Consider the following 26,206-nt stretch of genomic DNA (forward strand, 5'->3'; position numbering starts at 1 on the left):
TTTTTACTCCTCAGGGCTGCATGATCTGCTTCAGATGCACTACCATAGCGCCGGGCTGCACTTTAATGCAATTGCAGGATCTGCCGCCACAAATATCGCATCTTTTGTTTATCATTTGGCGTTGATGATCGCCTTATTCTTAGGGACAGGGTATCTGATTGAGAAGAAAATAGACTTGTAATCGCGCAGGAAAAGTGATGATAAAGCTGTGTCAGCGGGCGTTTATCAACTTCTGCTGCTAACATGTCAGGAGGGGCGGTGCCGCGAGCAGGCATTGCCCCCCTTTTTTATGGCGATGAAAATTCAACGCCTGTTTTTAACATCCGGGGGTGGGTTTGAAGCGCGGCCGCGGAGGGGAAAATAATGGAAAGAAACCTGGAATGCGGAGGCTTATGATGAATCCATTCAAAAAAGCACGCCCGGAAGGTTGGCTCATTTTGCTTGGCGCGGTTTTGATGCTCGCCGCTACGATTTTGCATCCGCCGCTTGTCGATCCATATGACCTTCAAAAAGCTTATCACGAGTTCAAGCATGCACAGTTTTGGATAGGCGACCATATCCTCATGCTCATTGCGATCAGCTTATGGCTGGCCGGGCTTGCAGCAAGTAAAGCATACATGGCAAGGAACAATAAAACTTCCGATTTTGGCGCAGGGATGATGTTTGTGGCACTGGCAGCCTGGATATTGATCCTTGCCTCAGAATTAACCATTCTCCCGATTCTCGGCAACAAAGGCACAGATGTCAAAGTGTGGGAAGCGGTTTTTTCCTTCGGGCTTTTGTCCGGCTATTTCGGTTTTGCCTGCAGCTGGATCGGCATTTTTTGCTACGGCATGGCGATGAAACAGTCCGGCGGCACTTTTCCGAAATGGTTTTCTGCTTCTGCCCGGTGGTCCGGCCTGCTCGCCTTTTTTGGCATTATCATCACGTGCCTGCATTTTGATTTTGGCTATTTCGTGATTCCGGTTACGGCAGGCCCGGCCTTTTTATGGACGGTTTGGCTGGCCATTTTACTGCTGTCGGGCCGCATGCATTGAGTAACGGGACCCGCATGATGATCCATTGTGCGGCCAGAAGCTAGAGGGGCTTAAAACTGGAGATTGACAAAAACCGTTTCAAAAGTCCTCCCCCGCATGCCATCCATCTTCTATTTTAATGAAACTTCTTTTCCAGTTTTTCGTATAGATGATCAGAAAGGGTGGTTGATGTGGGGTTACTCATCATTTTTACGGCCATTTTTGCGATGGTTGCCGCGGTGCTGGTATTTCCTTTTTCAGATAAAAAATTGAAACACGCCGGCGAGCCGCAAAATGGAGAAAAACTGAAGACATTTTTATCTTTATTCCTGTTAGTGTGGGTGCTTTCTGCTGTTTTTTTCTACGTGACGAAAAGGGATATGAACCCATCGGTTTTCTGGCCGGCACTGTTTTTTGCTTCTCTTGCCGGTGCTTTTCTCGCCAGTGGAAAAGAACAGTTCGCAAAGGGGCTCGTTTTGCTCGTTTCCTTGGGCATCGCCGGGTATATGCTGACAGCGCCGCTTTGGAATGCCGGGGAAAAATATCACACAGCGAAAATGGCGCAAAAAACGGAAATTGAGCCGTTTGATGAGCGGGAAACACCGGCGAGCGTGCCGCCGAAGTTTGCGCGCAATAAAATGAAGAAGTCATTCGGCCAGGTTCCGAATGCAAGTTATTACCAGTTGGGAAATCTGCAAATCCAGAAAGTGAACGGCAAATACGTTTATATTGCGCCGGTGGAATTTTCCGGATTTTTTAAATGGCTAAAAGGCAGGGAAACACCCGGATATTTTGTGATGAGCGCAACAGATGCGGATGACAATCCAAAATTTGTAAAGCAAAATATGCGCTATACGCCTTCTTCTTTCTTACAGAAGAACCTGTCCCGCCACATTCGCCTCCATTATCCGAAAAAGATTTTTTACGGCGAGCCGCAAGTGGAAGTGGATGATCACGGCAAATCGTATTATATCCGGACTTACGGCCATTTTATATCGGCAAGGAACGGATTTAAGGCGGAAGGCATTGTACTTGTGGATCCGGAATCAGGGGCCATGAAGTCCTATTCTTTAAAACAGGCGCCTGCTTTTATTGACGGTGCTGTTTCTCCGGAAGCCGTCAGCCTGCAAAACAGTTATTTCGGCAAATTTGTCCACGGTTACTGGAACACGCTGTTCGGCAAGCGGGATGTGAAGCTCCCGACGGATGAAGGAACGGAAGCAAATGTCAGCCCGATTTTTAATGATAAGGGGACGATGTATTATTTTACCGATTTTACGAGCCCGAAAAAAGATGTGGACTCGATGCTCGGCTATTCGCTCACAAATGCGCGGACCGGGAAGGCCACATATTATACAGGCAATTTGCAGGAATCGTATATGGATTCGCAAGGCAATTTGCAAATTGTCGAGAAAAAATTTATCGAGAAGAAATGGAAAGGCTCGATGCCGATTTTGTACAATTTTTACGGCGAAGCCAGCTGGCTGACGCCTGTGCTCGATTCCAACGGTTTTCTGCAGACGTATTTTATCGTTTCCGCGGCCAATCCGGAAATCTCGGTGAATGCTTCGACACCCGATGCTGCGCTTAAGTTGTATAAAATTGCCCTCCGGCACGGCGGCAGCAGTGTTGACGGCTCATCGGGTTCGGAAACGAAAACCGTTTCCGGCAAGGTGCTCCGTGTTTATAAAGAGAAAACGGGCGATTATACCAATGTCTCCTTCCTGCTTGCTAGCGGACAAAACTTTACCGTCAGCTCGGATACCGTCCCAATGGCCATTTATTTGAAAGAAGGAGACCAGGTGAAGGTGACTTACCTCAGTACCGGCGAAACCTTTTTACCGGTGAAGGCAATGGAGATAAAGGGGATTGGAAAGTAAAAGCAGAACAGGGGCCGGGAAACCCCTGTTCTTTTTAGGCGTAAAATGAGCCGCGCGGCCGTTCATGGCCCGGATGCAGGCCCACACATGTACCAAATACTGGTTTTTGCTGACATGGTACGGCAGCCGGTTTTTGTGCGTTTTTTGCACGAGATCATGGTAAAGTGCAAATAACGCCGGGCCAGATGCAGGGTGCTTTCGGGCTTTCCGGTAATAACGCTGTTGCTCAAGCCGGTCTGTTTTTTCATCATAATAATGCGTGCCATCCGCCTGCATCTTTCCTTTATTCTCTGACAAAATCCTTTTGAACCGGGCAGTACCGTATTCATACCATGCTTGGTTATTCCTGATTTTTTCCAAAATGAGATCCCGGTTGCTGTCCATTTCACCATCCCCATTCGTCTACATATTAAAGAGCTTGCTTATAGCAATCCGACCCATTTCCAGTATGTCATGCTGAACAATAAGATTAATAGATAACCGATAATGGTCAATGGCAGGCCTGATTTCAGAAAATCTTTTGCCGTAAAAGCGCCTGTCCCGTATGCGAGCATGCCTTGCGGTGAGTTGACCGGAAGCAGGAAGCCGATGCTGATGACAAATTGCTGGATCAGGACGAAACCGATTTGGTTGTCACCCAGATGGATCGTGGAAGTGAGGGCAATAAAGATCGGAATCAGCGCTGAAGACAGGCTGGTCGCACTTGCAAAGCCGAGATGGATCAGGATATTGAACAAAGATACAAGGGCAATCGTAGCAATGAGCGGCATCGTTTCCAGACCGAGCGAGCCGAATATCTTGTTAGACAGCCATTGTGCCCCATGGGTGTCCAGCAAAACCGTACCGAGCGAAATGCCGACTGCAAACACAATCACGGTTCCCCACGGAATAAGATGTTCAACTGATTTCCAATCAAAAACCCCGATCTTTGGTGCCAGTAAAATCCCAATCGCGATAATTGTGACAGTGGTCGTATCAAACGGATGAAGTTTTCCTTCCGTCGTCCAGAAAAGCAATAAAAGCAAGGAAATCACGATTAAACGGATCTCAGAAGCTTTTAAATGGCCAAGTTCTTTTAATTGATTTTCGATTAAATCTTTTCCTGCCTCAAGGGCTTTTGTTTCCGGCTTAATTAAGTGGGTCATCACGAAAAACAAAAGGATGGACATGATGAATGCCCACGGAGCCGCATATAAAAACCAGGAACTCCATGTAATGTCCGTTTCAAATTCTTTCTGAATAAACCCGAGTGCAACCATATTCTGGGCGGCCGCCGTTTTGATGCCGATGTTCCAAATGGAAACTGCCTGAACGGAAGTAATCACCAGCAATGCGCCGAGTTTGCTGTTATTCGGCAGCCCGAATGCGGCCACCATTCCGAGTAAAATCGGGACCACGGCACCGGCGCGGGCAGTGGCGCTTGGAACAAAAAATGCCAATACGATGGAAACAAGGATAGCGCCAAAGACGAGGTTACTCGTTTTCGTGCCGACGCGGGACAAGATCCAGAGGGCAAGCCGTTTATGAAGATTGGTCACCTGCATGGCAGCAGCCAGAAATAAGGCTGCGGCTACAAGAGCAACGGCAGAGCTGCTGAATCCACTGAGGGCCATGGCCAGGGCATTGCCTGTTCCCGTCATTTGTGAAGGATCCTGGATACTTGGCGCAAGTCCGATTAAGAGGGCAATTAAACCAACAATCATGGCGGCACTAACCTGGTAGGAAACAGCCTCTGTCACCCATAATATCAGGGCAAAGGCGAGGATGGCGAGTGCACGTTGGCCGGCTATCGGCAGGCCTTTCATGTGGGGGAGAAGCGTAATCGCAATCAGAGCGGCAAAAGCAGCAGCGATCCAAACCCATTGCCATTTCATCTTCTTCGTTTGCTGGTTGGCAGCATTCATTTTGACCCCTCCCTTTTGAATTCTTCCAAATATTTATCCTACTTTAATTGTAGCAAAGCGATACAGGAGAAAATGTTAAAGATTGGTGTAATTTTGTAAGCGATTCCGATATTTTGTTGGGACTCGGTTCAGCTGGATGCATAAAATATGAAATTTTCTAAGCTCTCAGGTGTATATAAGAGAAGTCTGGGGGGAAGGGAGCGTACTCTCATCAACTGGAACCCCTTTTTATTTGACATGATTGCTTAAGGCGGCTGCAGGCGTGAAAGATGTGTCTAATGAAATGGATATGCTGGAAAGTTGCGGAGAAGATTATCCAGCCGTTCCATGCGTTTTAGAAAGAACGGATGCTGCGTTCCGTAGATTTTACTTATTTTCGGGCCGGCTATCCATGCCAAAAATTCTGCATTTGATATTGTGAAAAAGCCCTGTCTGCCTGCATACATGATGCCAGCAGGCTTTTTACTTAAAAATTTTTAGAAAAATAAAATAAAATAGTTGACAGGATTTATATCATCAAATAAGATCTATATAGATAATTAAATTAACTATATAGAAAAAGGAGTGGGGCGGATGGTTGAAAGTAAGGTGCATGGAAAAGCAAATCAGTTTTATGAAGGATTAAAAAAACACAATCTTGGCCCTTTATGGTTTGATCTGGGACATATGGTCACAAAGGAACCGGTACATGATGTTGAACCTTATTTATGGAAATGGCAGACGATAAAAGATTATGTGCTTCAGTCCGGTGAATTGGTGGAACCGGGAAAAGATGCGGAACGCCGTGTTGTTTATCTGCAGAACCCAAGTTTGCTGAAACGCGGGCTGGTTGGTTATGGCACGCATACATTGTATGCCGGGATCCAGCTGCTTCTGCCGGGCGAGTATGCCCCGTCCCATCACCATTCCCAGTCAGCTATCCGTTTTATTCTCGAAGGAACTGGTGCCTATACGGCAGTGAACGGCGAGAAAGCTTACATGGAGCGTGGCGACATGGTATTGACACCGGCTTGGACATGGCATGAACACAGGCATGAGGGGACTGGGCCGGTGATCTGGATGGATGGATTGGATGTGGGCCTTGTCCGTACGCTGGCTGCCTCTTTCTTTGAACCGTACGAAGAAGAATCATATCCGCTGGCAGATTCAGAGAGTGATTCCAATGGCCAATTTGCAAGGAACGCGTTTAAAAAACTGCATGAGAAACCAGCACCGGATTATCCATCCCCTGTTTTTGCCTATAAGTTCAACCAGGTAAGTGCATTGTTGGATTGTATGACGGAAAAAGACTGGGACCCTTTTGACGGCTATGCCATTGAATACATCAATCCGAAAACGGGTGGTTCGGCGGATGCGCGCATCGGAACCATGATGCAAAAACTCAGCCCCGGCCGGCAGACGAAAGCGCACCGCCATGTCCACAGTGCAATTTATCATGTGTTAGAAGGAAAAGGTTATACGGTGATAGACGGCCAGAAATTTGAGTGGGAAAAAGGAGACTTTTTCATTCTGCCACCATGGAGTGTTCATGAGCATGTGAATACCGGAAATGCAGATGTCCTTCTCTTTTCATTTAATGACAAACCGATTATGGAAAAACTGGAGCTGGAATATAGTGAGGCATACGAAGAGCATGGCGGGCACCAGGAAATTGAAAGGGAATTCGTACCGGACGGCCTTGCCTGAGAGGAGCGGAAATTTGTGAAAATCGCAATTTTTAACGAAGACTTGCTTGGCGCGGTAACAGGGGATCGCATTACAGATATTTCAAAAGTGACGAATTGGGATCGCAATGACCCGCATGCTTCCTTCCTCAAACTCATGGCACATTATGATGAATGGAAGGAAAATATTGAACAGGAAATTGCTTCGGGTGTTTCTTATCCCTTAAATGGGGTTACACTCAAATGCCCTGTGTCGGGAGCAGGGAAGATATGGGCAGCGCCGGTAAATTATCTTAAACACCAGGAAGAAATGAACCACCAATTTAACAATGCGCCGAGAACAATTGAAGAGCTGTCCTTGTTCTTAAAATCTCCGCAATCGCTGTCAGGACCGTCCGACCCGATAATTCTCCCATTCCCGGAAAGGCGGACGGACCACGAAGCGGAGCTTGGATACATTGTCGGCAAAAAAGCAAAAAATGTAAAAGCAAGGGAAGCAAAGGATTATATTTTCGGATATTTTGCTTTGCTGGATATTTCCATCCGCGGAAATGAAGAGCGGACATGGAGAAAATCGTTTGATACATTTACCCCGATTGGCCCTTGGATTGTGACGGAGGATGAAATTAAAAATCCCAATGATCTGGCAATTTCACTTTGGGTAAATGATGAACTGCGCCAGAGCGGCAGCACGAAATATTTAATCTATGACTGCTATAAATGTTTTGAACTGGCTTGCGACCATATGACCCTTCATCCGGGCGATATTATTGCAACCGGCACGCCGGAGGGAGTCGGCCCGATCCGGGAAGGGGACCGCGTTAAAATCAGCATTGAGCAGATTGGGGAATTTACTGTGGATGTAACAATTTAATTTAAAATAAAGGGCCGCCAAAACATCACAGTTGACGGTCCTTTTTCTGATAGATTCCGTAAAGTTTTTGCGGTTAAGATTCCTCCGCTGGTGACTGTCCCGACTCATATCCGAATTCAGCTGAAATTTCAAGGCTTTTTTGCAAAAGGTAACGACTGGATTCCTCTTCTGCCCGTAATGGAACCGTATCCCCAAGACCAACAATGACAACTGCACCGAGCAGATGGCGATCGTAATTAAAAATTGGAATGGCAGCTGATGAAATTGATTTTGCCAGAGCATCTTTGGCAAATGAAATGCCTTCTTTTTGAATGGCTTTAAGCTTCTCCCTCAGATTACTCCTCTCATCAGGAACCATGTTGGCAATGCCCTTTCCAATCCATTCTTCAATCATTGGCCCTTTTTTATAGGCGGCAAAAAGCATCCCGGCTGCTGAATGAACAGGAAGAATGGTTCCTACCTGCCCGCCGAGATTGAGTCCGGCCCGGCTGTGTATCATTTTTACGATCATCGGGCCGCCATGCGTCCATACGGCCAGCAAAGTCGTCTCCCCGAAAGTATGATTAATTTCTTCAAGATAATATGCAGTTTTGGCCACAATATCTTCCTGGTTGACTGCGGCCATACCGTATTGGATCAATGTGCTTCCGGGGGAGTATAACCCGGTTTCTTTATTCCGGTGAATGGCACCAATGGAAATCAGTGTATTTAAGTATTTATACAGATTGCTTTTTGTAATATTTGTACGGGCATGAATTTCATTAAACTTAATCGGTTTGCCATGCTTTACAATCACATCAATGATAGAAAAACCAACAAGGAGGGATTGGATTTTAACAGTTGTTTTTGCTTCAGACATAAGGCAAGCATCCTTTTTGCCGATGTTATTTCTCTCTATTTTAGCATTCTTAGAGGGGTACTAAAAGAGAATGCTGTTAATGGTTCCAACAAGTTGTTTAAAACGGCAGGAACGATTTCCTACAAATCAGATGTAAAAGTTTATTTAACAAATTGTTAAAATTCAATTAAATAAAAGGCAGTTGAATCGATGCATTTTATAAGCATTTACTATTATATTGGGAGGTAAAAAATGAAATTTGTGAATCCAAACCGGGTTATCGATCAAAGCCGTTTCCACTCTTTTCACGGATTGCTGGTTTTTTGGCTTTTTTTTGCCATTATGTTTGACGGGTATGACGTTGTGGTATACGGCGCGACTGTTCCTTCTTTAATCAAAGAATGGGGAATTTCGGATGTTTTAGCTGGTGCGATTGGCAGCTATACGGTAATCGGGACAGCAGTCGGTGCGATCGCGTTTGGTGTTCTTGCGGATAAAATGGGTAGGAAGAATGTCATTATTTTTACGACGGTTCTTTTCAGTTTGTTTATGTTTCTATCCGGGTTTGCGCAAGGGCCGGTAATGTTTACGGTATTTCGCATTCTCGCCGGCGTCGGCCTGGGAGGGGTTATGCCGAACGTTATTGCATTGGCAACTGAATTTTCCCCGAAATATATCCGGTCTGCAGTCGTGTCCTTTGTATTTTGCGGTTACTCTGCCGGCGCCATTGCAGCCGCATTAACAACACGGGCATTGCTTCCTATAGCCGGTTGGGAAGCGGTTTATTGGATAGGGGGCTTGCCGCTTCTTTTAACGCCATTTTTCATCAAGCATCTCCCGGAATCGATCAGTTTTCTTTTAGCAAAAGGGGATGAAGAAAAAGTGAGGCAGGTTCTGCGGAGAGTGAACCCAAGTTTAGATGAGACAGTTTCTTTACAATACGAAGAAGTTCCGTTTAAGGAGAAAGGCTCTCCGGTTGTCAAGCTGTTTGAACAAAAGCGTGCTTTTAGTACTTGCATGTTCTGGGTTTCCTGCTTCAGTGCATTCGTATTGATTTACTCCATGAATACATGGCTTCCCCGCCTCATGATGCAGGCCGGCTATGATTTAAGTTCCAGTTTGGTTTTTACCGCTGTGATGCAGGTTGGAGCCATCGCGGGAACCCTTGTATTCGGACCGCTCGTCGATAAACTTGGCTTTAAAAAAGTGCTTGTGCCTTTATTCTTTGTCGGCGCACTGTCGCTTTCTTTTATCGGCTTCAGCAACAGCACCGTTCTTGCACTCGGTTTAATTGCTATCGTGGGTGCGGCTTCTGTAGGTGTTCAAAATTTATCCAATGCCTTTGTTTCGCAATATTATCCTGTCCAAATGCGGTCAACCGCTTTAGGCAGCACAATGGCATTTGGCAGGATAGGAGGAATCGTCGCGCCCACATTTGTCGGATTTTTGCTCTCATTGCAGCTTTCTCCGCAATACAATTTTTCGGCCATTGCCGTAGCGGCAGTCCTTGGAGGGCTTGCGATGCTTTTCGTCCAGGAGAAGTATGGGGTGCACGATCATGCCGGGGAGCAGGAAAAGTTGGATTCAGAAATAAAAGCGACACATTAGCCGTTTACACAAAACGGGCAGGGAAAAGAGGTTCCCTGTCCGTTTGCTCATTTTTAGCAGTAAATTCAGATAATAAATAATGGTGTGACAAGCTCCACGGTATTCTATACAATAAAGTTAGCGTTTCCATCGCGAAAGAGCCGGCAAAAAGTTAAAAGTCGGGGACAGTATTGCACAAAAAGAACACGCGTTTTACAGGAAAGGCTTGAATGTGTACAAAGCGTCAAAAACGAGCCGTGAAAATTCAAAAGGAGGGGAGGATCGTGCATGACATTAAGCTGAACAGGCTGATGAAAGATGTGGAGGAGCATTTAAGAAATACATCGCGCCAGTTAATCCAATTTGATACGGAAGAAGAAGCGCTTCAATATTTGACGAATTATTTTCATGCAGCAATAAACTTTGATTTTGTAGGGGTTGCATTAATCGAAACGGACGCTTTGATCTGCAAGGCCTGGAGCGGAAAACTGGATTCGATTGCCGCCGCATTCCCGATACTGGTTGGGCGCTGTACGCCGAAACTGCTGGCCCAGAATTTAACTTCGCAAAAGGACGGGGATGAAAACTGCCTGCTTATCAGCAAATTAAAAGAGATGGGGGCAAAAACGTGGTTTACCGTTCCGCTGGCGGAAAAAAACCATCCGTTCGGGCTTTGCATTTTCGGGTATGACCATTATGTCCCCCTCCTTGACCTCGAACAGTCTTTTGAGGAGTTTGGAAAAGACATCGCCGTCATTTTAAAAATGGTGAAGCAAAAAGAAATGCAATCAAAAAGAATAAAAGGGATGGAGTGGATCAGCCAGAGCCTTTCCTTGGAAAAACCGTTCGAAAATTATATTGCGGATTTAACCTCAAAGGCAGGCCTGTGGACAAAAGCGGATTTTGCCTGCATTTACGCCTATAGCGAGAAAGAAAACAGCTTTGTTTTTCAACCCCCGGCCTACGGGAAGATGGACTACCCGAAAATCATTCCGATGGATAATTACCGTTTAAAAGATACCTTTCCTTATCTTGAAGAACCGGGAAGCAGCCAGCTGACTATCCCACTTGTTGTGAACGTCAAAACAGTAGGGGTGCTGCATATTGAAAAAAAGTATTCCGGCCGATTTACGGAAGAAGACCTGGCCGTGCTGGACTTTCTTTCCCAATATATTGCAGCCCTGCTTGAAAATGCCCGGCTTTACAACAATGAAAAAGAACGCAAAAACCGATTGCTCAGTCTTCTCGACTATGAGCAAAAGCTGATCAAAGAAACCGTTAAAAATGAAAGTTTCGATGCGATCCTCTTTGCGTTCGCGGAAATTTTTAAAAGCTCTATTGTGTTATTTGATCAGTTCATGCAACCAATTGCCATTCAAACCATAAGCCCAGAAAAACCGGTTAACGTTACAGCGCTCGCACAGGAGGCGAAAAAGCTAAAAAAATCTTTTAAAGATGGATTTACGGTTCAAAACCCGGATGAATCTGTTTTTTCCTTTTGGCGGATCAGCGCTGAAAACCGCCTGCTCGGATTTTTGGCAATAGGAAGAAATCCGGATGGTTTCGATGAATTTGACCGGCTTACCGTTGATTTGTCCAAAAATATATGCTCGATCCAATTTATGAAGCAGCGGCTCGTCCTCGAAGCGAAAGAGCAGGAAAAGGACAGTTTTGTCAGCCAGATCTTAACCGGTAAAATCAAAAATAAAAAGTCCGTCCTGCAATATGCCAATTTTTTGCAGTGGGATTTATTTAAAAGTCACCGAGTTGCTGTTCTATCCATTGCGCCGGACGGACAAAAGGAAGATCAGACGGCACAAATATGGGATTTTATCAAATCAAAATTGCTGGAGTGGGACAAAGACATCCTAACGGCAAGCGTGGAAGGCATGTTTATTGTCATTGCCCCGGCAACACGCGAAAAAGGGCATGACTGGCCAGCCTTGCATGAAAAAATGGAACATTGGGCAGCGGATGAATGGAAAAACTGTGCGCTGTTTATGGGAATCGGGTCTGAAACAGCAAATGTAGAAGATTATCAAGAAAGCTTCAAACAGGCATTGCAGGCGCATAAAGTCGTAAAGGCTCGCCTGCGAAAGGAAAAATTCGCTTTTTTTGAAGCGCTCGGTTCCTATACCATTCTGCATCATCTGAACAACCCCACTGCCATTGACTTGTTTTTAAGAAAACAGCTGGGTCCTTTAATCGAGTATTCTGATTCAAAAAGCATGAATCTTTGCCACACACTGGATGTGTATTTAAAAAATAACGGGAACGTCAACAGCACCTCAAAGGAGTTGTTCATGCACAGAAGCTCGCTGCTCTACCGGCTTGAAAGAATTGAGTCGCTGTTGAACATTAGGCTGAATGACTCGGAAACGCGCTTCAATTTGATGATGGCCCTTAAGTTATATGAGATGTACGGATATCGTAAAAAACGTCTTCCCGATGAAGACGCTTAAACAGAGATGGACACCTTTTTAGATGAAAGGTGTTTTTTCTTTGAAAAAACCTGTCACAGACAAGGATCCAAAAAGGCAAGCGTTTTAAACGGTTTGTTTTTGACAGTACGGCCTAGCCGATCAGGAACGCTGGAAGACGGAAACACTCCTACAAAGTGTAGGAAAAGTTTTAAAAAAACCATACAGTCTGCAGGTACCCATCCAAATCGAAAAGGCTTACAATGAATTAACAGAAAGTTAAGTATAATAGGATGGGAGATAAAAATATGTCAATTCAAACCATTGGGGTAGTAGGCGCCGGTTCAATGGGATCCGGCATTGCCAATTTAGCAGCCATGAAGGGATTCCAGGTCATTTTACGGGACATTGAAGACCGTTTTCTTGACGGCGCTTTGGCGAGGATGGACCAATTTATGTCCAAAAGTGTTGCAAAAGGAAAAATGACGGAGACGGAAAAACAGGAAACGCTTGCGCGAATCCGGACGACAACCAATCTGGATGACATGAAAGATGCCGATATTGTCATTGAAGCTGTCCTTGAAGACTTGGAATTGAAGAAACAAGTATTCTCGCAGCTTGACGGGATTGTCCCAGACCATGTCATTCTTGCTACAAATACGTCTTCGATGTCGATTACGGAAATCGCCTCCGCCACCACCCGGCCTGATCGCGTTGCAGGCATGCACTTTTTCAATCCGGCCCAGTTGATGAAACTCGTGGAAGTTGTTAGGGGTTTCAACACGAGCGATGAAACGGTGGAAGAATTGAAAACGTTATCCAAAGCGCTATCGAAAGAACCGGTGGAGGTGAAAAAAGACTCTCCCGGCTTTATTGTCAACCGCATTATGATTCCGCAATTTATCGAAGCCATTAAAATTTTGGAAGAAGGCGTGGCAACGGCGGAAGATATCGACAAGGCGGTAAAACTTGGGCTGAACTATCCGATGGGGCCGTTTACGCTGCAAGATTTTGCCGGCGTTGATATCGGCTACCATGTCATGAATTATTTAAAAGAAGAGTTGAACGACCCGCATTTTGCACCACCGCTTTTGTTAAAACAGCTCGTAAAAGCGAACCGGCTCGGGAAAAAGACTGGCGCGGGATTTTATGATTACAACAAAGAGGAGGTCAAAGCGTGAGTCATCAATATTTGCTATGCGAAAAAGAAGAGTCGGTTGCAGTCGTCACAATCAATAGGCCGCCTGTCAATCCGCTCAGCACACAAGTATTCCAGGAGTTATCGCATATTTTTCATGAACTGGATGCAGACGATGAAGTACGCGCCATTGTCCTGACCGGAAGCGGGGAAAAAGCGTTTGTGGCCGGCGCCGATATTAATGAAATGGCCGGGCTTGACCTTGTCGGTGTGAACAAAATGAATAAAATGTCGCGGGCGGTTTTTACCCAAATCGAAAATACATCGAAACCGGTCATTGCCGCGTTAAACGGCCTTGCATTGGGCGGCGGTTTTGAACTTGCACTTGTCTGTGATTTGCGGATCAGTTCCGAAAAAGCTAAATTTGCTTTTCCGGAAGCCGGCCTCGGGATTATTCCGGGCGGCGGCGGTACCCAGCGCCTGCAAAAAATCGTCGGGCAGGGGGTCGCAAAGGAGTTGCTCTACTTCGGGGAGATGATAGACGCAAACCGTGCGCTTGCGCTGCATATTGTGAATAAAGTTGTACCGCCAGATGAAGTGCTAGATACAGCGAAAGAATGGGCCCGGAAACTTGCACAGAAGCCGCCGGTCGCACTGCAAATGCTGAAAACAGCAGTCAATGCCGGCTCGAATACCGATATAGAAACCGGGCTAACGATTGAAGCGGCCTGCTTTGGCAATGCTTTTTCCACCGAAGACCGAAAAGAAGGATTAAACGCTTTTGTTGAAAAAAGGAAACCGGCTTTTTCTGGCAGATAGGGGGGGATCAGATGACCGATATTGTACTGCTTGAAGGCGCAAGAACGCCGTTTACAGAGCTTTCGGGTTCATTGCGCGAAATCACGGCCACCGATCTGGGGGCGATTGCGGCAAAAGAAGCCATTAAAAAATCGAATATTTCAGCTGAAGAAATTGACCATGTCGTCTTCGGCAATGTACAGCAATCGAGCAAAGATGCCCATTTGCTCGCAAGGCATGTCGGCTTGAAGGCAGGAACGCCGATTGATGTGCCCGCTATTACGATTAACCGGCTGTGCGGGACGGGGCTTGAAGCGATCGTAACAGCGGCGCGTTATATTTTAACCGGGGAAGCGGAAGTCGTTCTTGCCGGCGGAACGGAAAATATGAGTCAGGTGCCGCATGTCATTCGGGGCATGCGCTGGGGCAGCCCGCTCGGTTCCCCGAAAGTGGAGGACTGGCTGTGGGACGGTCTGTATGATACATACGGGGACTGCACGATGGCACAAACGGCCGAGAACCTGGCGGCAAAATACGGGATTACGAGAGAAGAAATCGACCAGCATGCCCTTTCCAGCCACGAACGGGCGAAACGGGCACGGGAAAAGGGGTACTTGCAGGAAGAGATTGTGCCGGTGACGGTAAAAGGGCGGAAAGGGGACATTGTCGTGAAAGACGATGAACATATCCGCGACACGAGCATGGAGCAGCTCGCCCGGCTGAAACCGAGATTCATAGAAAACGGCGTGGTCACAGCAGGGAATGCAAGCGGGATGGTGGACGGCGCCGGTGCAGTGGTAGTGGCATCAAGCGACTATGCGGGGCAAAAAGGCTTAAAGCCCATTGCCCGCCTTGTGTCCTGGAACGTTGTCGGCGTGGAACCGAAATATATGGGGATTGGCCCGGTTCCGGCAATCCGAAACGCTTTAAAGAAAGCAAAGCTTACGATAAGTGATCTAAATTTAATTGAAATCAATGAAGCCTTCTCTGCACAGTATTTGGCGTGCCAGAAAGAACTCGGTTTTGATCTTGAGATGGGGAATGTGAACGGCGGTGCGATTGCGCTCGGGCACCCGCTTGCAGCAAGCGGCACGAGGATTACCACTGCTCTTATATATGAATTGCGCAGGCGAAAACAAAAGTACGGTGCTTCCGCCGTGTGCATCGGCGGCGGGCAAGGAATCGCAGCAGTCTGGGAAGCCTTGTAATTTTTAGCTGAAGGATGTGCGGCCCCGGAGCTCATAGGACAGGGTCAGGCGCTTGCACAAGCCGGCCGTAAAAAGGCAGCTGCTATTTTTGGGGGGTCAAAAAACACTTGGCTTATGTTGCAGATTTGATTTGCGTTTTAGAGAAGCACAAAAGGACGCTCCGCAACGATTTGTCTTTAGCAGGAGTCCCCAAAGACATTTGGTTTGCATTGCGGGAATGATTTGTCTCTTTGAAAGGCACAAGCGGACAATTGGGCCAAAAACAGATCCCGATTGTTTTTTTGAAGGTTTGGCCATAATGGCGGACTTTTTGTCATGGTGCCGGTTTCTTTATTTTACATGAACAGGGGGATGGCCGTGGAGAAAGATCCGAATCTTTTCAGCGTATACGAACAATTGGTTTTTACGGCGGAAAAATACGGGCGAAAAGAAGCGATATATGATCTAAAAAATAGAGTTTCTTATTCGGCACTCTTACAAGATGTAGATCATTTCGCCAATGTACTGGCAGCAAAGGGCGTGAAAAAAGGTGACCGGATTGCCGTCAGCCTGCCAAACTGGTATGAAGCGGCTGTCATCTATTTTGCCGCAGCCAAAATAGGCGCAATTCTTGTCCCAATCAATCCGCTTTATAAATCTCATGAGTTGGAATACATTCTCGATAATGCAGCACCTGTTCTTTTAATTGCTTCCGAAAGTTTGGAAAAAAACCTTGGCTTCCAACAATCTTTACAATGGGTAAAAGAATCCATTACCGTACGGTTCCCGCTGATGGGTTTTCCTTCGTTTGATGAGTATACCGGTGGGGCGGCAAGCTATAGATCCGTCCAAAAGGCGAAAATAGACGCGGATAATGATGTCTTTTGTATTTTATATACATCCGGCACGACCGGCAAGCCAAAAGGTGTCATGATCACACACCGGGCAGTAGTCCAATCTGCCCGTACCATTGCATCCGTCTTGAAATGCACGGATCAGGATGCCTTTATCATCTCAGCCCCGCTTTTCCACATATTTGGGCTGGCGATTAACCTGGTTTGCGCCATTTCCGCCGGAGCTCGGATCCTGTTGCAGGAAAAATTCCGGGCGGAGCAAACGTTGAAACTGATTGAACAAGAGAGCATAACCGTTCAGCAAGGGGTCCCAACCATGTTTTTGAAACAATTGGAAGTGGAAAATTTGGAAAATTATAATCTTTCTTCGCTTCGAACCGGGATTGTCGGTGCCTCCCCTATTCCCCCCAACAAAGTCAAAGAAATCAGGGAGAAAATGGGAATGGAGCTGAACCAGTCCTTTGGCATTACAGAAGCCGTGACTGTCACTTCTACCACCTTTGAAGATGATGAAGATAAAATACTGGAAACACTTGGCCGGCCTATCCCGGGTGTCGAACTGAAGATTGTCAATGACAAAAGGGAGACGGTTCCGCATGGTGTGGTCGGAGAGATTGCTGTTAGAAGCTTTGCGGTCATGAAAGGGTACTATAAGATGCCGGAACAGACGGACCAGGTGCTTGACAGCGAAGGCTGGTTCTATACAGGAGATTTAGGCATGCTTGATGAAGATGGCTATCTGAAATTTGTCGGCCGAAAAAAGGAAATGATTATCCGCGGCGGATTTAATATTTACCCACAGGAAATTGAAGCCGTCTTGTCGAAGCATCCCTATATCCTTGAGTCTGCGGTAATTGGATTTCCGGATGAAATGCTGGGTGAAATTGTATGCGCTGTCATTCGTCTCAAAGAAGGGGCGGATTGTTCGGAGGAAGACATCCTCACCTATTTGAAAGAGCGGATTGCGATTTATAAAGTCCCACAGCGCATTTTGTTCACACAGGATTTTCCAACGACGGCAAGCGGCAAAATTCAAAAAGTCAGACTCCGGGAGCAGCTGCTGAAAACCGCTGTTCAAAGCAATCCAAAATCACTGGAAAGGAAGTGAATCCATGCCGGCCATATACCGATTTGATGTGAAATGGGGCGATACGGATGCGGCAGGGATTGTGTTTTACCCGAATTTTTACAAATGGATGGATGAAGCGACACATCATTTTTTTGCCACAGCGGGGTTTCCATCGTCCAGATTATTGGCTGAACGGCAAACGATCATCCCACTTCTCGAAGCCCACTGCCAGTTTAAAAGTTCGCTTTTATTTGAGGATGAGGTAGAAGTGCAAAGCGAAATACAAGAACTGCGGAAAAAAGTCTTTAAAATCGGCCACCGCTTTATAAAAGACGGACAGCCGGTTGCAGAAGGGTATGAAATCAGAGCGTGGGCCCATTTCAATGAAAAGCCGAAAGCCTTCCCGATTCCTGAAGATATCAAAGAAATATTGCTTGCCGGGACTTCAAATCGATAAAAAGGAGACATGCAACGATGGGAGAAACGAAAAAAACGGATGTGGTTGTTGTCGGCGCCGGGCCGGTCGGACTGGTGGCCGGCCTTGCTTTAAAAGAAAAGGGCATTTCGTCTGTTGTGATTGAAGCAGAACCGTATGGCAGGCCCCGCGCCGGAAGCAGGGCCATCTATTTGCACAATGCAACGTTAAAATTGCTTGAAGAAACATCAAAAGGGCTAGGTTTTACATTGGCACGGAACGGGATTATTTGGCCGGTGAAACGCACGCTTTATAAAGGCAAACAAGTGTATGTGCGCAACTACGGTGTGACCGACAACAAAGACCCGCATCATCTGCCGCATTTTACATCGCTCCACCAGCATGAAATTGAAAAATATCTGTATGAGGCGTGTGTACATGCCGGCGTTGAATTTGTGTGGGGGGAACCGGTCCAAACCATGGATATTTCAAAAAGCGGTGTCCGCTTGGTAACGGAAAACGGCAATGTATGGGAGGCGGAATATGTGATCGGCTGTGATGGCGCACGCTCGGTTGTCAGAGAACAGGCCGGCCTCCGGTTTGAAGGACCACGGACAGCGGATACATTTATTGTCGTCGATGTCAAGGAAGATCCGGACAATCCACTTCCACTAGAACGGACTTTCCATTACCAGCACCCGGCCATGGGAGGACGAAATGTCATGTTTGTGCCGTTTAAAGACGGCTGGCGAATTGATCTCCAATTGCTTTCTTCCGACAAGCCGGAAGATTACATGGGCGTTGAAAATGTAAAAAAATGGATGCCGAAAGTGATGGACCCTAAATATGCAGACAGCATTACATGGGTTTCTTCGTATCGTTTCCATCAGGTGGTCGTAAATGCATTTACGGACGAGCACCACCGTGTTCTGTTGGCAGGAGAAGCTGCCCACCTGTTTGCTCCATTTGGCGCGCGCGGCCTGAATTCCGGTGTGCCGGATGCCGTGATTGCTGTCCGCGGCATTGAAAAGGCGCTTTCCGCTTCTTCCGAGGAGGAAAGAAAAGCAGCCATCGCCGCATCTGCCAAGGAACGCAGAATTGCCGCGCTTTGGAACCGGGACGGCTCTTCAACGGCGTTACACCATTTGCAAGGGGATTCGCGCGAAATGAATATGAAACGGGAAATTGCCGCATCGCTCGTTTCTGTCGTGCCGAGTATGGGGAGATGGCTGGACGAGGGGCCATATGGGCCGAAGTTCGGACCGCCAGAACTGACAACAAAATATTAAATCTTCAGGCGAAAGGAGTGTGCACCATGACGGTTGCCGAAGTCATCAGTGAAAAAAAGTACGGATCGCTTGCCCGATCTGTAAATGAGATGATTGCCCGCCTTGTCTCTGTTCCGTGGTACAGCAATGCCGGTAGGGAGAATCCGTATGCGGAGCAGAAAATAAAGGAATTTGCCGCCTGTTTCGGTACTCGGAAACTGGATGTGAAGTGGATCTCAAAAGAAAAACTGGGGGATACGGCTAAACAGCTTACATTTGAAGGATGTGAGCTATGGAATGTTTTAAAAGACATTCCGGATCAATTAAAAGTAAAAATAGACGCTCAAGGCAAGGGGAAAATTTTGGAAGACGTTGTGTATAAAATGCCGGAAGCCATTTTTCACCGTACATTTGATCAGGCTTTTGCCATTTTCGGGGACCGGGAAACAGTACAATTTTTGATTGGGCATGCCCTGTACATCAGCTTGCTTTACTGCTTGTATGAACTGGCAGAAAAGGAAAACCCGGTTTCCTTTTTGCTGGACATTTTGGAAGCAGGCAATATTCCGCTTGGGCCGGATGGGAATATCTTTTATCTCGTCTGATTTCTAGTGCTGGTTTGGGGATGGAAGGAACAGCAATTTGCATGGTGACTACTTTTACAGCAGGCAACAGAGCTGCGATATTTTGTTCATTTTATACAGATAAAATTCCGCCCGTTTTATGTGATGTGCCACTGTTCATCTGTTGACCTCCATGATTGTCATTTTCTCCCTTTCATCCCTATCCGTGTAAAAAATTTCGTGTTCTGTTACCGGGAAAAACCCGTCTTGCTTTCACTATTGCCCGTTCCCATTCCCAAACCAAGAAAAAGTTTGCTTTTTTTCTCAAGACGGGTAAAAATTCATATTTGCACATCCCCCCAAATCAGAAATCGCTTACAATTTTTATCAAAATAGAAAACTCTGTTCTCTATTTTGATTATATTTGAAGGTTTATCGCATAGCAAGTCTATTTTGTATAACAATCAGAAAAAACAAAATAGCAGGGGTTACCCTGCTATTTTGACATGCATATTGGACCAGCCAAGTGTTTTTCCGGGAGAATGCTTTTATTTGGAAGGGGTCACGGGATCCTCGCTGTATCCGAATGCCTGTGACACTTGAAATCCTGTCTTTTTAATGTCTGTGATAAATACCGCATCCTCCTCTTCCGCCGCGGGAATCTGTTCCGAGAAGCCGACAACCGCGATGGCGCCAAGCAAGGTTTTCTTATAATTAAAAACCGGGATGGCGATCGAGGAGACTGAAGTTAAAATCGGCTCTTTCGCAAAGGCGATTTTCTGTTTACGGACAGACCGGATTTCTTTTTCCAAATCCGCCTTCACGTTGTGGTCCAATTTTGCCGATTCCCGCTCCTTCCACTCCCCGATAGTGGCCTGATCCATAAAAGCGAGAAAAATTTTTCCGACAGCGGAAGCGAGCGGTGGAATGGTGCCAATTTGTGCCCCAATATTAAACCCCGGATTGCTGTTGACAAGTTTGATGATCATCGGTCCCTCTGGCGTCCAGACTGCAAAAAGCGTGGAGCAGCGTGTTGCATGATTGAGTTTTTCGAGAAAAGGCACGACCCTGTCCAATACATTTTCCTGATCCACTGCAGCCATGCCGTATTCAATCAATTTTGGCCCGAATGTATAAAGGCCGGCGTCATCTTTGTATAAAATGCCGAGTTGGACAAATGTATTTAAATATTTGTACAGATTGCTTTTGGTAATCCCGGTTAATTCCTGAATATCGGAGAATTTTAACGGCCTTCTTTGCTTTGACAGGGCATCCAGAATACTGTTCCCAACTTGGAGCGATTGAATGGTCGAGCCGTTTTTGATGATATCCATAAAAAGGCCTCCTATAAATTTCGAAAAAGTTGCAGACAAAACACATTATAGCATGGATCATGTTACCGTGGTTTTGTCGTTTGAAAAAATCAGAATAGAAAGTATTGACAACCGAATCGTCCACCTTGTATCATATAAGTGAACATCGATTACTAATGTTATAATACAAAAAAGGGAAGAATGGGTGCAAATGTAAGATTTGCCTTTCATTCAAGATGTCTGGTTAAAAATGTAACCGTGTACAAAACAGGAATGGGGATGATGGGATGAAACTTTTGACCTTCCGTTATGAAGGTGTGGCTAGAATTGGCGCGTACGTAGACGGGCTTGCCGTAGACTTGCATACGGCTTTTACGGCACTTTTGGAATCAAAGGGGAAACGCCGCGCTCGGCAAATTGCGGAAGCTTACATTCCAAATGATATGAACGGATTTCTAGAGGGCGGCAAAGAAAGCATGGCATACGCAAAAGAAGCGGTGGACTATGCCTTGAAAGTAAAGACAGATAAAGAAAGGCGGCTTGTTTTTCCGGCTGAAGAAGTGAAACTGGAAGCGCCTGTACCGAAACCGGGGAAAATGATTTGCGTCGGGCACAACTACAAAGAGCATATTCTTGAAATGAAGCGGGAACTGCCTCCGTATCCGGTTGTGTTTGCCAAATTTGCAAATACGGTCATCGGGCCGCAGGATGATATTCCGTTCTTCCCGATCTCGGAGCAGCTGGATTACGAAGGGGAATTTGCTTTTGTCATCGGAAAAAAGGCAAGAAATGTTTCACAGGAAGAGGCACTCGACTATGTTGCCGGCTACACGATTGTCAATGATGTCACGTACCGGGATATTCAGCGCAGAACATTGCAATGGCTTCAAGGAAAATCGGTGGACGGCACAGCGCCAATGGGGCCATGGCTTGTTACCGCTGATGAGCTCACAGATCCGTCCGGCCTTGAAATGGTTGTTACTGTCAACGGAGAAGAAAGGCAGCATACGAATACAGCCAATCTTGTTTTCACCGTCCCATACTTGGTTGAATTTTTGTCAAACTTAATGACGCTTGAACCGGGCGATGTCATTTTAACCGGAACCCCCGGGGGAGTCGGATTTGCCCGCGATCCGCAAGTGTTCCTGAAAGACGGGGATGTGGTCCGGATTGAAATTGACAAAATCGGCGCTCTTGAGAACAAAGTGAAAAAAACGACTGAGGTGATGGTGTAATGGCAATTCCGTATATTGAAAACGCAATTCGGTCTGTGCACAAATCGCTTGATCAGATCATTGAAACGGCGGAGGGGCTTTCCGAAGACATCATCCTCAAAAAACCGAGTGAAGAAGAATGGTCAATCATGCAAATCCTATGCCATGTCCTGGAAGTCGGGCCTTACTGGATGGGGGAAATTGAAAAAATCAAAGAAAATCCGCAGATCAAATGGGGGCGCGGGCTGAACGACGAAGCGCGGCTTGAAGCCGTGAACACAACAGATAGCCGGTCCGTTTCAGAAGTTTTGGCGGGACTCCGCAGCTTAAAAACCGAGCTTGCCGGCCGGCTGAAAAAACTGGATGAAGACACCCTGCAGATCGAAGCGGAAAGCACAAATCCGAATTTTGGGACCAAGCCGGTTTCGTTTATTGTCGATCACTTAATTGTCGAACATATTGCCAAACATTACGGGCAGATCAACCGGAATTTATCAAAATTTCATATTAATCAATAAGGGGAGAAGATGAGGATGGGAGAAACAACGGAATTTATGCAAAGCCAGATAGTAAAGGATTTTAACCGGGATTTGGAACAATATCATCTTGGTCCGCTTTGGGAAGCGATTCCCGCTATTATGAACCACGAACCGAAGCCGCAGGCAGAAGCGTATTTGTGGAAATGGGACCTGATTTATAAAAAATTGATGGAATCTGCTGAAATTTTCACGCCGGAACGCGGAGGCGAACGCCGCGCCATTTATTTCCAAAACCCAGGGCTTACGTATCGTCAGCCTTGGGGTTGGGCTTCCACGACGCAAACATTGTATGCGGCGGCACAATTGATTTTGCCGGGTGAAAAAGCGCCTTCCCACCGCCATTCGCAAGGGGCGCTTCGGTTTATTACAAACGGGGAAGGCGCTTACACTATTGTCGAGGGCGAACGCATTTTTATGGAAGAAGGGGATTTTCTGATTACGCCGGCCGGTCTCTGGCACGGCCACGCCCATGTCGGGGATAAGCCGATGATTTGGATGGATGCGCTTGACATACCGGTCATTTATTCGATGGGCGGAACGTTTTTCGAGCCGTACCCGGATCAGCTTCAACAACCGAAAAAACCGGATAACTTTACGTCAAGGCGCTATCAAGGCGGTATGGTGCGCCCGATTTCCGACCGCTATGCAAGTGTGGCGCCGCTTGCCGATTATAAATGGAGCCAGACGGTCAAAGCAATCGACGGGCTCAGCGCGTTTGAGCCTGATCCGTATGACGGCTATGCGGTTGAATACATCAATCCGTCAACTGGTGAAACGGCAAATGCAACGATTGCTTCGTGGATGCAGAAACTGCCGAAAGGATTCCATACGAAAGCGCACCGCCATACCCATGCGTCGATTTATAACGTCTTCCGCGGTTCCGGCTACAGCATCATTAACGGCGTCCGCTTTGACTGGTCAAAAGGTGATTATTTCGTCATTCCGAACTGGGCATGGCATGAGCATGTGGCATTGGAGGATTCGTTCCTGTTCTCCTGCAGCGACCTACCAATCATGGAAAAGTTCAACCTTGAAAAATCACAGGCGCTGGAAGAAAATAACGGCCATCAAACGGTAACAGGGGAATTCAAACCGGCCCTGGCATAAAAGTGCATTAGAAAATTTGACACCGCTTCCATGAAATGAAGAAAAAAATCCATGGAAGTGAAGCCGAAAAAATGGATGCCTATCCCGCAGGTGTGGGGCAAGCGGGACAGGGATCCAAACCGGAACTTGTAGAATTGAAAAGCAGGTGAATGGGGTGTTCCTGCTCTTTTGCGGGCCTGTTGATTGATTGGTTGCACTGGAGCAAAAGCAACCTGTCAAACGCAAATGCAACATAGCCGGCAACATGTCAAAAAGAGAGGCGGATCTGCCTCTCTTTTTGCAAGAACTATACAAAGTTATGGGTATTGCGGTTTCTGCTGAACTTGTAAATGGCAAACAGGAAGAAACAAAGCGCAAAGGCAATCAGGATCAAAATGTTTAAATACAGGCTGCTGAGCGGATGGCCGGTTTGCAATTTGTCCAAGGTTTCCAATGTCCAGCGCTGCGGCAGAAAATCGGAAACTTTCTGCAGGGCTTTCGGCATGATTTCCACCGGCCAGAAGCAGCCGGAAAGCATGCACGTCGGTACGGCGATTAAGGATTGCAGCGAGTTAAAAGCACTCCGGCTGTTTGACAGCGACACCATCATTAAGGAAATGCCGGTTGAAATCCAGGCAAACAGGAACATGACGGCTGACAGCTGCCAGATGGAAAGATTCATCGTCATATGGAAAACATATTTCATGGCCGCTGTGATCAATGCAATTTGAACCGCCATCACGATCAGGTTGCAAAGTACATTGGACAATACATACTTGCCCGCGCTGACCGGCGAAGACAATAGCCTGAAATACGTGCGGTTTTCTCTTTCGGCAAGAATCAGTTCAGACAAACTGAAGGCAGACATAAGCATAAACAGGATAAGCACGCCCATCGTCTGATAGGTTAAATCACTAGATTGGGAAAGATCCTGCAAATGAATGGTTTTTACTTTATAGGAAGCGTTTTGGAATTCATCATACATCGTTTGAAAAGTCTGTTCGTTTCCTGACGATACTTTGCTGATGGATTCGATATGATCGATGTATTGATATAAATAGGATTGCACAAACTTTGTTACTTCTGCTCCTTTAATTGAAGCCATCCGGATATGAGCAGGATTTCCGCTCCTGACACTTGCGGCAAACCCCTTTTCAAAAATGATGGCACAGTCAAGCTTTCCGTCTGCCAACTGGCTTTTCAATTCGGATTGCGGAATAGCGGCCGTTTTGACATTGCCCAGCCCGCTCAGGAAATGGGCCGTGTCAGTGGCGATTTGGCTGTGATCCTTATCCACGATGCCAACGTGAAGGGTTTTTACACCGCTCCCCCCGTATACAAGGAAAGCGATGAAGATACTGATAAAAGGCAACCCGATATAAAGGAGAACATTTCTTTTCTTTCGAAAGGTTTTGCTTAATGTGTTGCGGACCAGCCATAAAACGTCTTTCATTACAAACCCTCCCTTTTTTGCAGTGCCGTTACAGAGATGAAAAGAATCAATAGGGCAATGCCAAGATTTGCTGCAGCGACCGGGGTGGCGGCAGATAAATCATTGTTGTAAATGATTTTCGTAATCGCCTGATTGATCCATGTCAACGGCGAAAGGTCCATTACAGCCTGTAATTTGCCGGGGTTTTCAATTTTGAAGTAGGCACCGCCAAAAAATGCCGACAGCTGGATAAAAAGGTTTAGAATCGCTCTTGTCGCGGCAGACTTGCTGAATATACTGACGCCGATGCCGATGCTGACCGAAAGAATAATCTCTGTTAAAAGCACAAGGAATACAAGCGGAAGATGGTTTCCCCAATTCGCTTTGTAAACGACCTTGCTCACAATGATGATAAGTGCTATGCAAGCGGTATAAACGAGAACGTCTGCGAAAAGCTTTCCGATAAAAATACTGCTTTTTCTGACCGGGGCAGCAATGAGCCTGTCAGCTGTTTTCCGTGTCCGCTCCACTTGCATAAAAGCGCTCGATCCTAGAGATGCGTACAGGCAAATCATTGTCGTGATCACGATCGCATAATAATCCATCGCGCCGGGCTCTTTATTCGGAAGAAGAGATTTCGTTTGAATGTAATTGTGTTTAATCTTTTCGAAGGCAGCCCCACTTTTTTCCGGCGCGGTTTTCATCACTTCTGCGGCAAGATTGTACTGGTCGGCAAAAGCCGAAAATACGCCTTCTAAAATACTGCCTTTTATGCTGTTTCTTCCATTCGTATATAGCCGGATGCCATGGCCGTTTAAAACGGCATATCCATCCGCATTGCCGAGCTTTACTTCTTTCAAGCCGTCCGTGTTTTTGCCGGCCTTTTCAAAATGGATATCCGATTTTTCCGCGTACTGTTGGAATGTATGGAAATAGGGTGCGGCATCTTTATTAAGGTCATTTTTGTACAACACGTGAATCTCGCCGACCGAAACCGTTTTGTCAAACGCATTCGAAAGGGCGGAACCGAGCACAAGCATTAAAACGAGCGGAAAGGCAAGCATAAATATAAGGGTGCGTTTGTTGCGGAATACGGTAATCACTTCTTTTTTTAAGATGTGCAGGATGCTTGACATCGCGTTTCTCC

Annotated in this window: 22 protein-coding genes and 1 pseudogene; 17 read left to right on the forward strand and 6 right to left on the reverse strand. The window is 46.5% G+C overall.

Annotated features, from left to right (window positions below):
- The 3 genes and pseudogenes from P9687_RS02625 to P9687_RS02635 form a co-directional block, all read left to right on the forward strand.
- Positions 1-181 (forward strand): annotated as a pseudogene (locus P9687_RS02625) (hypothetical protein); the annotation flags it as partial.
- A gap of 214 nt (positions 182-395) precedes the next feature.
- Positions 396-1,037 carry a hypothetical protein gene (locus tag P9687_RS02630; RefSeq protein WP_046721966.1) on the forward strand — a complete coding sequence of 214 codons (642 nt, stop codon included), beginning with the start codon at positions 396-398 and terminating at the stop codon, positions 1,035-1,037.
- 170 nt (positions 1,038-1,207) lie between these two features.
- The gene (locus tag P9687_RS02635; protein WP_328228455.1) at positions 1,208-2,896 is read left to right on the forward strand and encodes a hypothetical protein; all 1,689 of its coding nucleotides are present in this window, start codon (positions 1,208-1,210) and stop codon (positions 2,894-2,896) included.
- Here the strand turns inward: P9687_RS02635 and P9687_RS02640 are convergent.
- Positions 2,855-3,280, reverse strand: coding sequence for a hypothetical protein (locus P9687_RS02640; RefSeq protein WP_276210628.1), 426 nt, complete (start codon positions 3,278-3,280; stop codon positions 2,855-2,857). The genes P9687_RS02635 and P9687_RS02640 overlap by 42 nt on opposite strands.
- A 38-nt stretch (positions 3,281-3,318) precedes the next feature.
- Positions 3,319-4,800: a DASS family sodium-coupled anion symporter gene (locus P9687_RS02645; protein ID WP_014096868.1), complete on the reverse strand. Its 1,482-nt coding sequence runs from the start codon at positions 4,798-4,800 to the stop codon at positions 3,319-3,321.
- Between the two features lie 573 nt (positions 4,801-5,373).
- Here P9687_RS02645 and P9687_RS02650 point away from each other — a divergent pair.
- Positions 5,374-6,486: a cupin domain-containing protein gene (locus P9687_RS02650; RefSeq protein WP_328228456.1), complete on the forward strand. Its 1,113-nt coding sequence runs from the start codon at positions 5,374-5,376 to the stop codon at positions 6,484-6,486.
- A gap of 15 nt (positions 6,487-6,501) precedes the next feature.
- Positions 6,502-7,338: a fumarylacetoacetate hydrolase family protein gene (locus P9687_RS02655; RefSeq protein WP_104851664.1), complete on the forward strand. Its 837-nt coding sequence runs from the start codon at positions 6,502-6,504 to the stop codon at positions 7,336-7,338.
- A gap of 73 nt (positions 7,339-7,411) precedes the next feature.
- On the opposite strand, the gene P9687_RS02660 is transcribed toward P9687_RS02655, so the two are convergent.
- Entirely contained in the window at positions 7,412-8,197 is a 786-nt protein-coding gene (locus P9687_RS02660; RefSeq protein ID WP_014096871.1) for an IclR family transcriptional regulator, read from the reverse strand.
- 231 nt (positions 8,198-8,428) lie between these two features.
- Between P9687_RS02660 and P9687_RS02665 the strand changes: the two genes are divergently transcribed.
- The 9 genes from P9687_RS02665 (at position 8,429) to P9687_RS02705 (ending at position 19,517) form a co-directional block, all read left to right on the forward strand.
- Positions 8,429-9,784, forward strand: a complete 1,356-nt coding sequence (locus P9687_RS02665) for an MFS transporter (protein ID WP_276210626.1) — start codon at positions 8,429-8,431, stop codon at positions 9,782-9,784.
- A 263-nt stretch (positions 9,785-10,047) separates the two neighbouring features.
- Positions 10,048-12,225, forward strand: a complete 2,178-nt coding sequence (locus P9687_RS02670; protein ID WP_328228457.1) for a helix-turn-helix domain-containing protein — start codon at positions 10,048-10,050, stop codon at positions 12,223-12,225.
- 266 nt (positions 12,226-12,491) lie between these two features.
- Positions 12,492-13,364, forward strand: a complete 873-nt coding sequence (locus P9687_RS02675) for a 3-hydroxyacyl-CoA dehydrogenase family protein (protein WP_035183289.1) — start codon at positions 12,492-12,494, stop codon at positions 13,362-13,364.
- A complete protein-coding gene (locus P9687_RS02680; RefSeq protein ID WP_168985750.1) occupies positions 13,361-14,140 on the forward strand; it encodes an enoyl-CoA hydratase/isomerase family protein in 780 nt (259 codons plus the stop codon). The genes P9687_RS02675 and P9687_RS02680 overlap by 4 nt, the downstream gene beginning before the upstream one ends.
- An 11-nt stretch (positions 14,141-14,151) precedes the next feature.
- A complete protein-coding gene (locus P9687_RS02685; protein ID WP_168985749.1) occupies positions 14,152-15,327 on the forward strand; it encodes an acetyl-CoA C-acetyltransferase in 1,176 nt (391 codons plus the stop codon).
- 351 nt (positions 15,328-15,678) lie between these two features.
- A complete protein-coding gene (locus P9687_RS02690) occupies positions 15,679-17,268 on the forward strand; it encodes a class I adenylate-forming enzyme family protein (protein ID WP_237682188.1) in 1,590 nt (529 codons plus the stop codon).
- A 4-nt stretch (positions 17,269-17,272) separates the two neighbouring features.
- Positions 17,273-17,686 carry an acyl-CoA thioesterase gene (locus P9687_RS02695; RefSeq protein ID WP_014096877.1) on the forward strand — a complete coding sequence of 138 codons (414 nt, stop codon included), beginning with the start codon at positions 17,273-17,275 and terminating at the stop codon, positions 17,684-17,686.
- A 17-nt stretch (positions 17,687-17,703) separates the two neighbouring features.
- The gene (locus P9687_RS02700) at positions 17,704-18,933 is read left to right on the forward strand and encodes an FAD-dependent oxidoreductase (RefSeq protein WP_251460022.1); all 1,230 of its coding nucleotides are present in this window, start codon (positions 17,704-17,706) and stop codon (positions 18,931-18,933) included.
- A gap of 26 nt (positions 18,934-18,959) precedes the next feature.
- Positions 18,960-19,517 (forward strand): hypothetical protein, encoded by a 558-nt coding sequence (locus tag P9687_RS02705; protein WP_014096878.1) that lies wholly within the window; start codon positions 18,960-18,962, stop codon positions 19,515-19,517.
- Positions 19,518-20,023: 506 nt separating this feature from the next.
- Here the strand turns inward: P9687_RS02705 and P9687_RS02710 are convergent.
- A complete protein-coding gene (locus P9687_RS02710) occupies positions 20,024-20,809 on the reverse strand; it encodes an IclR family transcriptional regulator (RefSeq protein WP_276210621.1) in 786 nt (261 codons plus the stop codon).
- A 266-nt stretch (positions 20,810-21,075) separates the two neighbouring features.
- Here P9687_RS02710 and P9687_RS02715 point away from each other — a divergent pair, with 266 nt between their 5' ends.
- The 3 genes from P9687_RS02715 to P9687_RS02725 are packed head-to-tail and all read left to right on the forward strand — an operon-like array spanning position 21,076 to position 23,648.
- Positions 21,076-22,023 carry a fumarylacetoacetate hydrolase family protein gene (locus tag P9687_RS02715; protein WP_276210620.1) on the forward strand — a complete coding sequence of 316 codons (948 nt, stop codon included), beginning with the start codon at positions 21,076-21,078 and terminating at the stop codon, positions 22,021-22,023.
- Positions 22,023-22,520: a DinB family protein gene (locus P9687_RS02720; RefSeq protein WP_168985743.1), complete on the forward strand. Its 498-nt coding sequence runs from the start codon at positions 22,023-22,025 to the stop codon at positions 22,518-22,520. Before P9687_RS02715 ends, P9687_RS02720 begins: the two co-directional genes overlap by 1 nt.
- Before the next feature lie 15 nt (positions 22,521-22,535).
- Positions 22,536-23,648 carry a cupin domain-containing protein gene (locus P9687_RS02725; protein WP_026684250.1) on the forward strand — a complete coding sequence of 371 codons (1,113 nt, stop codon included), beginning with the start codon at positions 22,536-22,538 and terminating at the stop codon, positions 23,646-23,648.
- Between the two features lie 286 nt (positions 23,649-23,934).
- Here P9687_RS02725 and P9687_RS02730 read toward each other — a convergent pair whose 3' ends face one another.
- Both P9687_RS02730 and P9687_RS02735 read right to left on the reverse strand, forming a co-directional pair.
- Positions 23,935-25,080, reverse strand: coding sequence for an ABC transporter permease (locus tag P9687_RS02730; protein WP_071452161.1), 1,146 nt, complete (start codon positions 25,078-25,080; stop codon positions 23,935-23,937).
- Entirely contained in the window at positions 25,080-26,195 is a 1,116-nt protein-coding gene (locus tag P9687_RS02735) for an ABC transporter permease (protein ID WP_071452160.1), read from the reverse strand. Before P9687_RS02735 ends, P9687_RS02730 begins: the two co-directional genes overlap by 1 nt.
- Positions 26,196-26,206 lie beyond the last annotated feature (11 nt).

Origin of the sequence: Weizmannia sp. CD-2023, assembly GCF_036225245.1 — a bacterium.
In the GTDB taxonomy this organism is placed as follows: Bacteria; Bacillota; Bacilli; order Bacillales; family Bacillaceae_C; genus Weizmannia; species Weizmannia faecalis.

Excerpts from the sequence above, each read along its gene's own strand:
- P9687_RS02630 (WP_046721966.1), top strand. The coding sequence starts at position 396 with ATGAATCCATTCAAAAAAGCACGCCCGGAAGGTTGGCTCATTTTGCTT.
- P9687_RS02730 (WP_071452161.1), bottom strand. The coding sequence starts at position 25,080 with ATGAAAGACGTTTTATGGCTGGTCCGCAACACATTAAGCAAAACCTTT.
- P9687_RS02715 (WP_276210620.1), top strand. The coding sequence starts at position 21,076 with ATGAAACTTTTGACCTTCCGTTATGAAGGTGTGGCTAGAATTGGCGCG.
- P9687_RS02665 (WP_276210626.1), top strand. The coding sequence starts at position 8,429 with ATGAAATTTGTGAATCCAAACCGGGTTATCGATCAAAGCCGTTTCCAC.
- P9687_RS02720 (WP_168985743.1), top strand. The coding sequence starts at position 22,023 with ATGGCAATTCCGTATATTGAAAACGCAATTCGGTCTGTGCACAAATCG.
- P9687_RS02695 (WP_014096877.1), top strand. The coding sequence starts at position 17,273 with ATGCCGGCCATATACCGATTTGATGTGAAATGGGGCGATACGGATGCG.
- P9687_RS02640 (WP_276210628.1), bottom strand. The coding sequence starts at position 3,280 with ATGGACAGCAACCGGGATCTCATTTTGGAAAAAATCAGGAATAACCAA.
- P9687_RS02725 (WP_026684250.1), top strand. The coding sequence starts at position 22,536 with ATGGGAGAAACAACGGAATTTATGCAAAGCCAGATAGTAAAGGATTTT.
- P9687_RS02675 (WP_035183289.1), top strand. The coding sequence starts at position 12,492 with ATGTCAATTCAAACCATTGGGGTAGTAGGCGCCGGTTCAATGGGATCC.
- P9687_RS02700 (WP_251460022.1), top strand. The coding sequence starts at position 17,704 with ATGGGAGAAACGAAAAAAACGGATGTGGTTGTTGTCGGCGCCGGGCCG.
- P9687_RS02690 (WP_237682188.1), top strand. The coding sequence starts at position 15,679 with ATGGCCGTGGAGAAAGATCCGAATCTTTTCAGCGTATACGAACAATTG.
- P9687_RS02735 (WP_071452160.1), bottom strand. The coding sequence starts at position 26,195 with ATGTCAAGCATCCTGCACATCTTAAAAAAAGAAGTGATTACCGTATTC.
- P9687_RS02710 (WP_276210621.1), bottom strand. The coding sequence starts at position 20,809 with ATGGATATCATCAAAAACGGCTCGACCATTCAATCGCTCCAAGTTGGG.
- P9687_RS02650 (WP_328228456.1), top strand. The coding sequence starts at position 5,374 with ATGGTTGAAAGTAAGGTGCATGGAAAAGCAAATCAGTTTTATGAAGGA.
- P9687_RS02645 (WP_014096868.1), bottom strand. The coding sequence starts at position 4,800 with ATGAATGCTGCCAACCAGCAAACGAAGAAGATGAAATGGCAATGGGTT.
- P9687_RS02705 (WP_014096878.1), top strand. The coding sequence starts at position 18,960 with ATGACGGTTGCCGAAGTCATCAGTGAAAAAAAGTACGGATCGCTTGCC.
- P9687_RS02660 (WP_014096871.1), bottom strand. The coding sequence starts at position 8,197 with ATGTCTGAAGCAAAAACAACTGTTAAAATCCAATCCCTCCTTGTTGGT.
- P9687_RS02685 (WP_168985749.1), top strand. The coding sequence starts at position 14,152 with ATGACCGATATTGTACTGCTTGAAGGCGCAAGAACGCCGTTTACAGAG.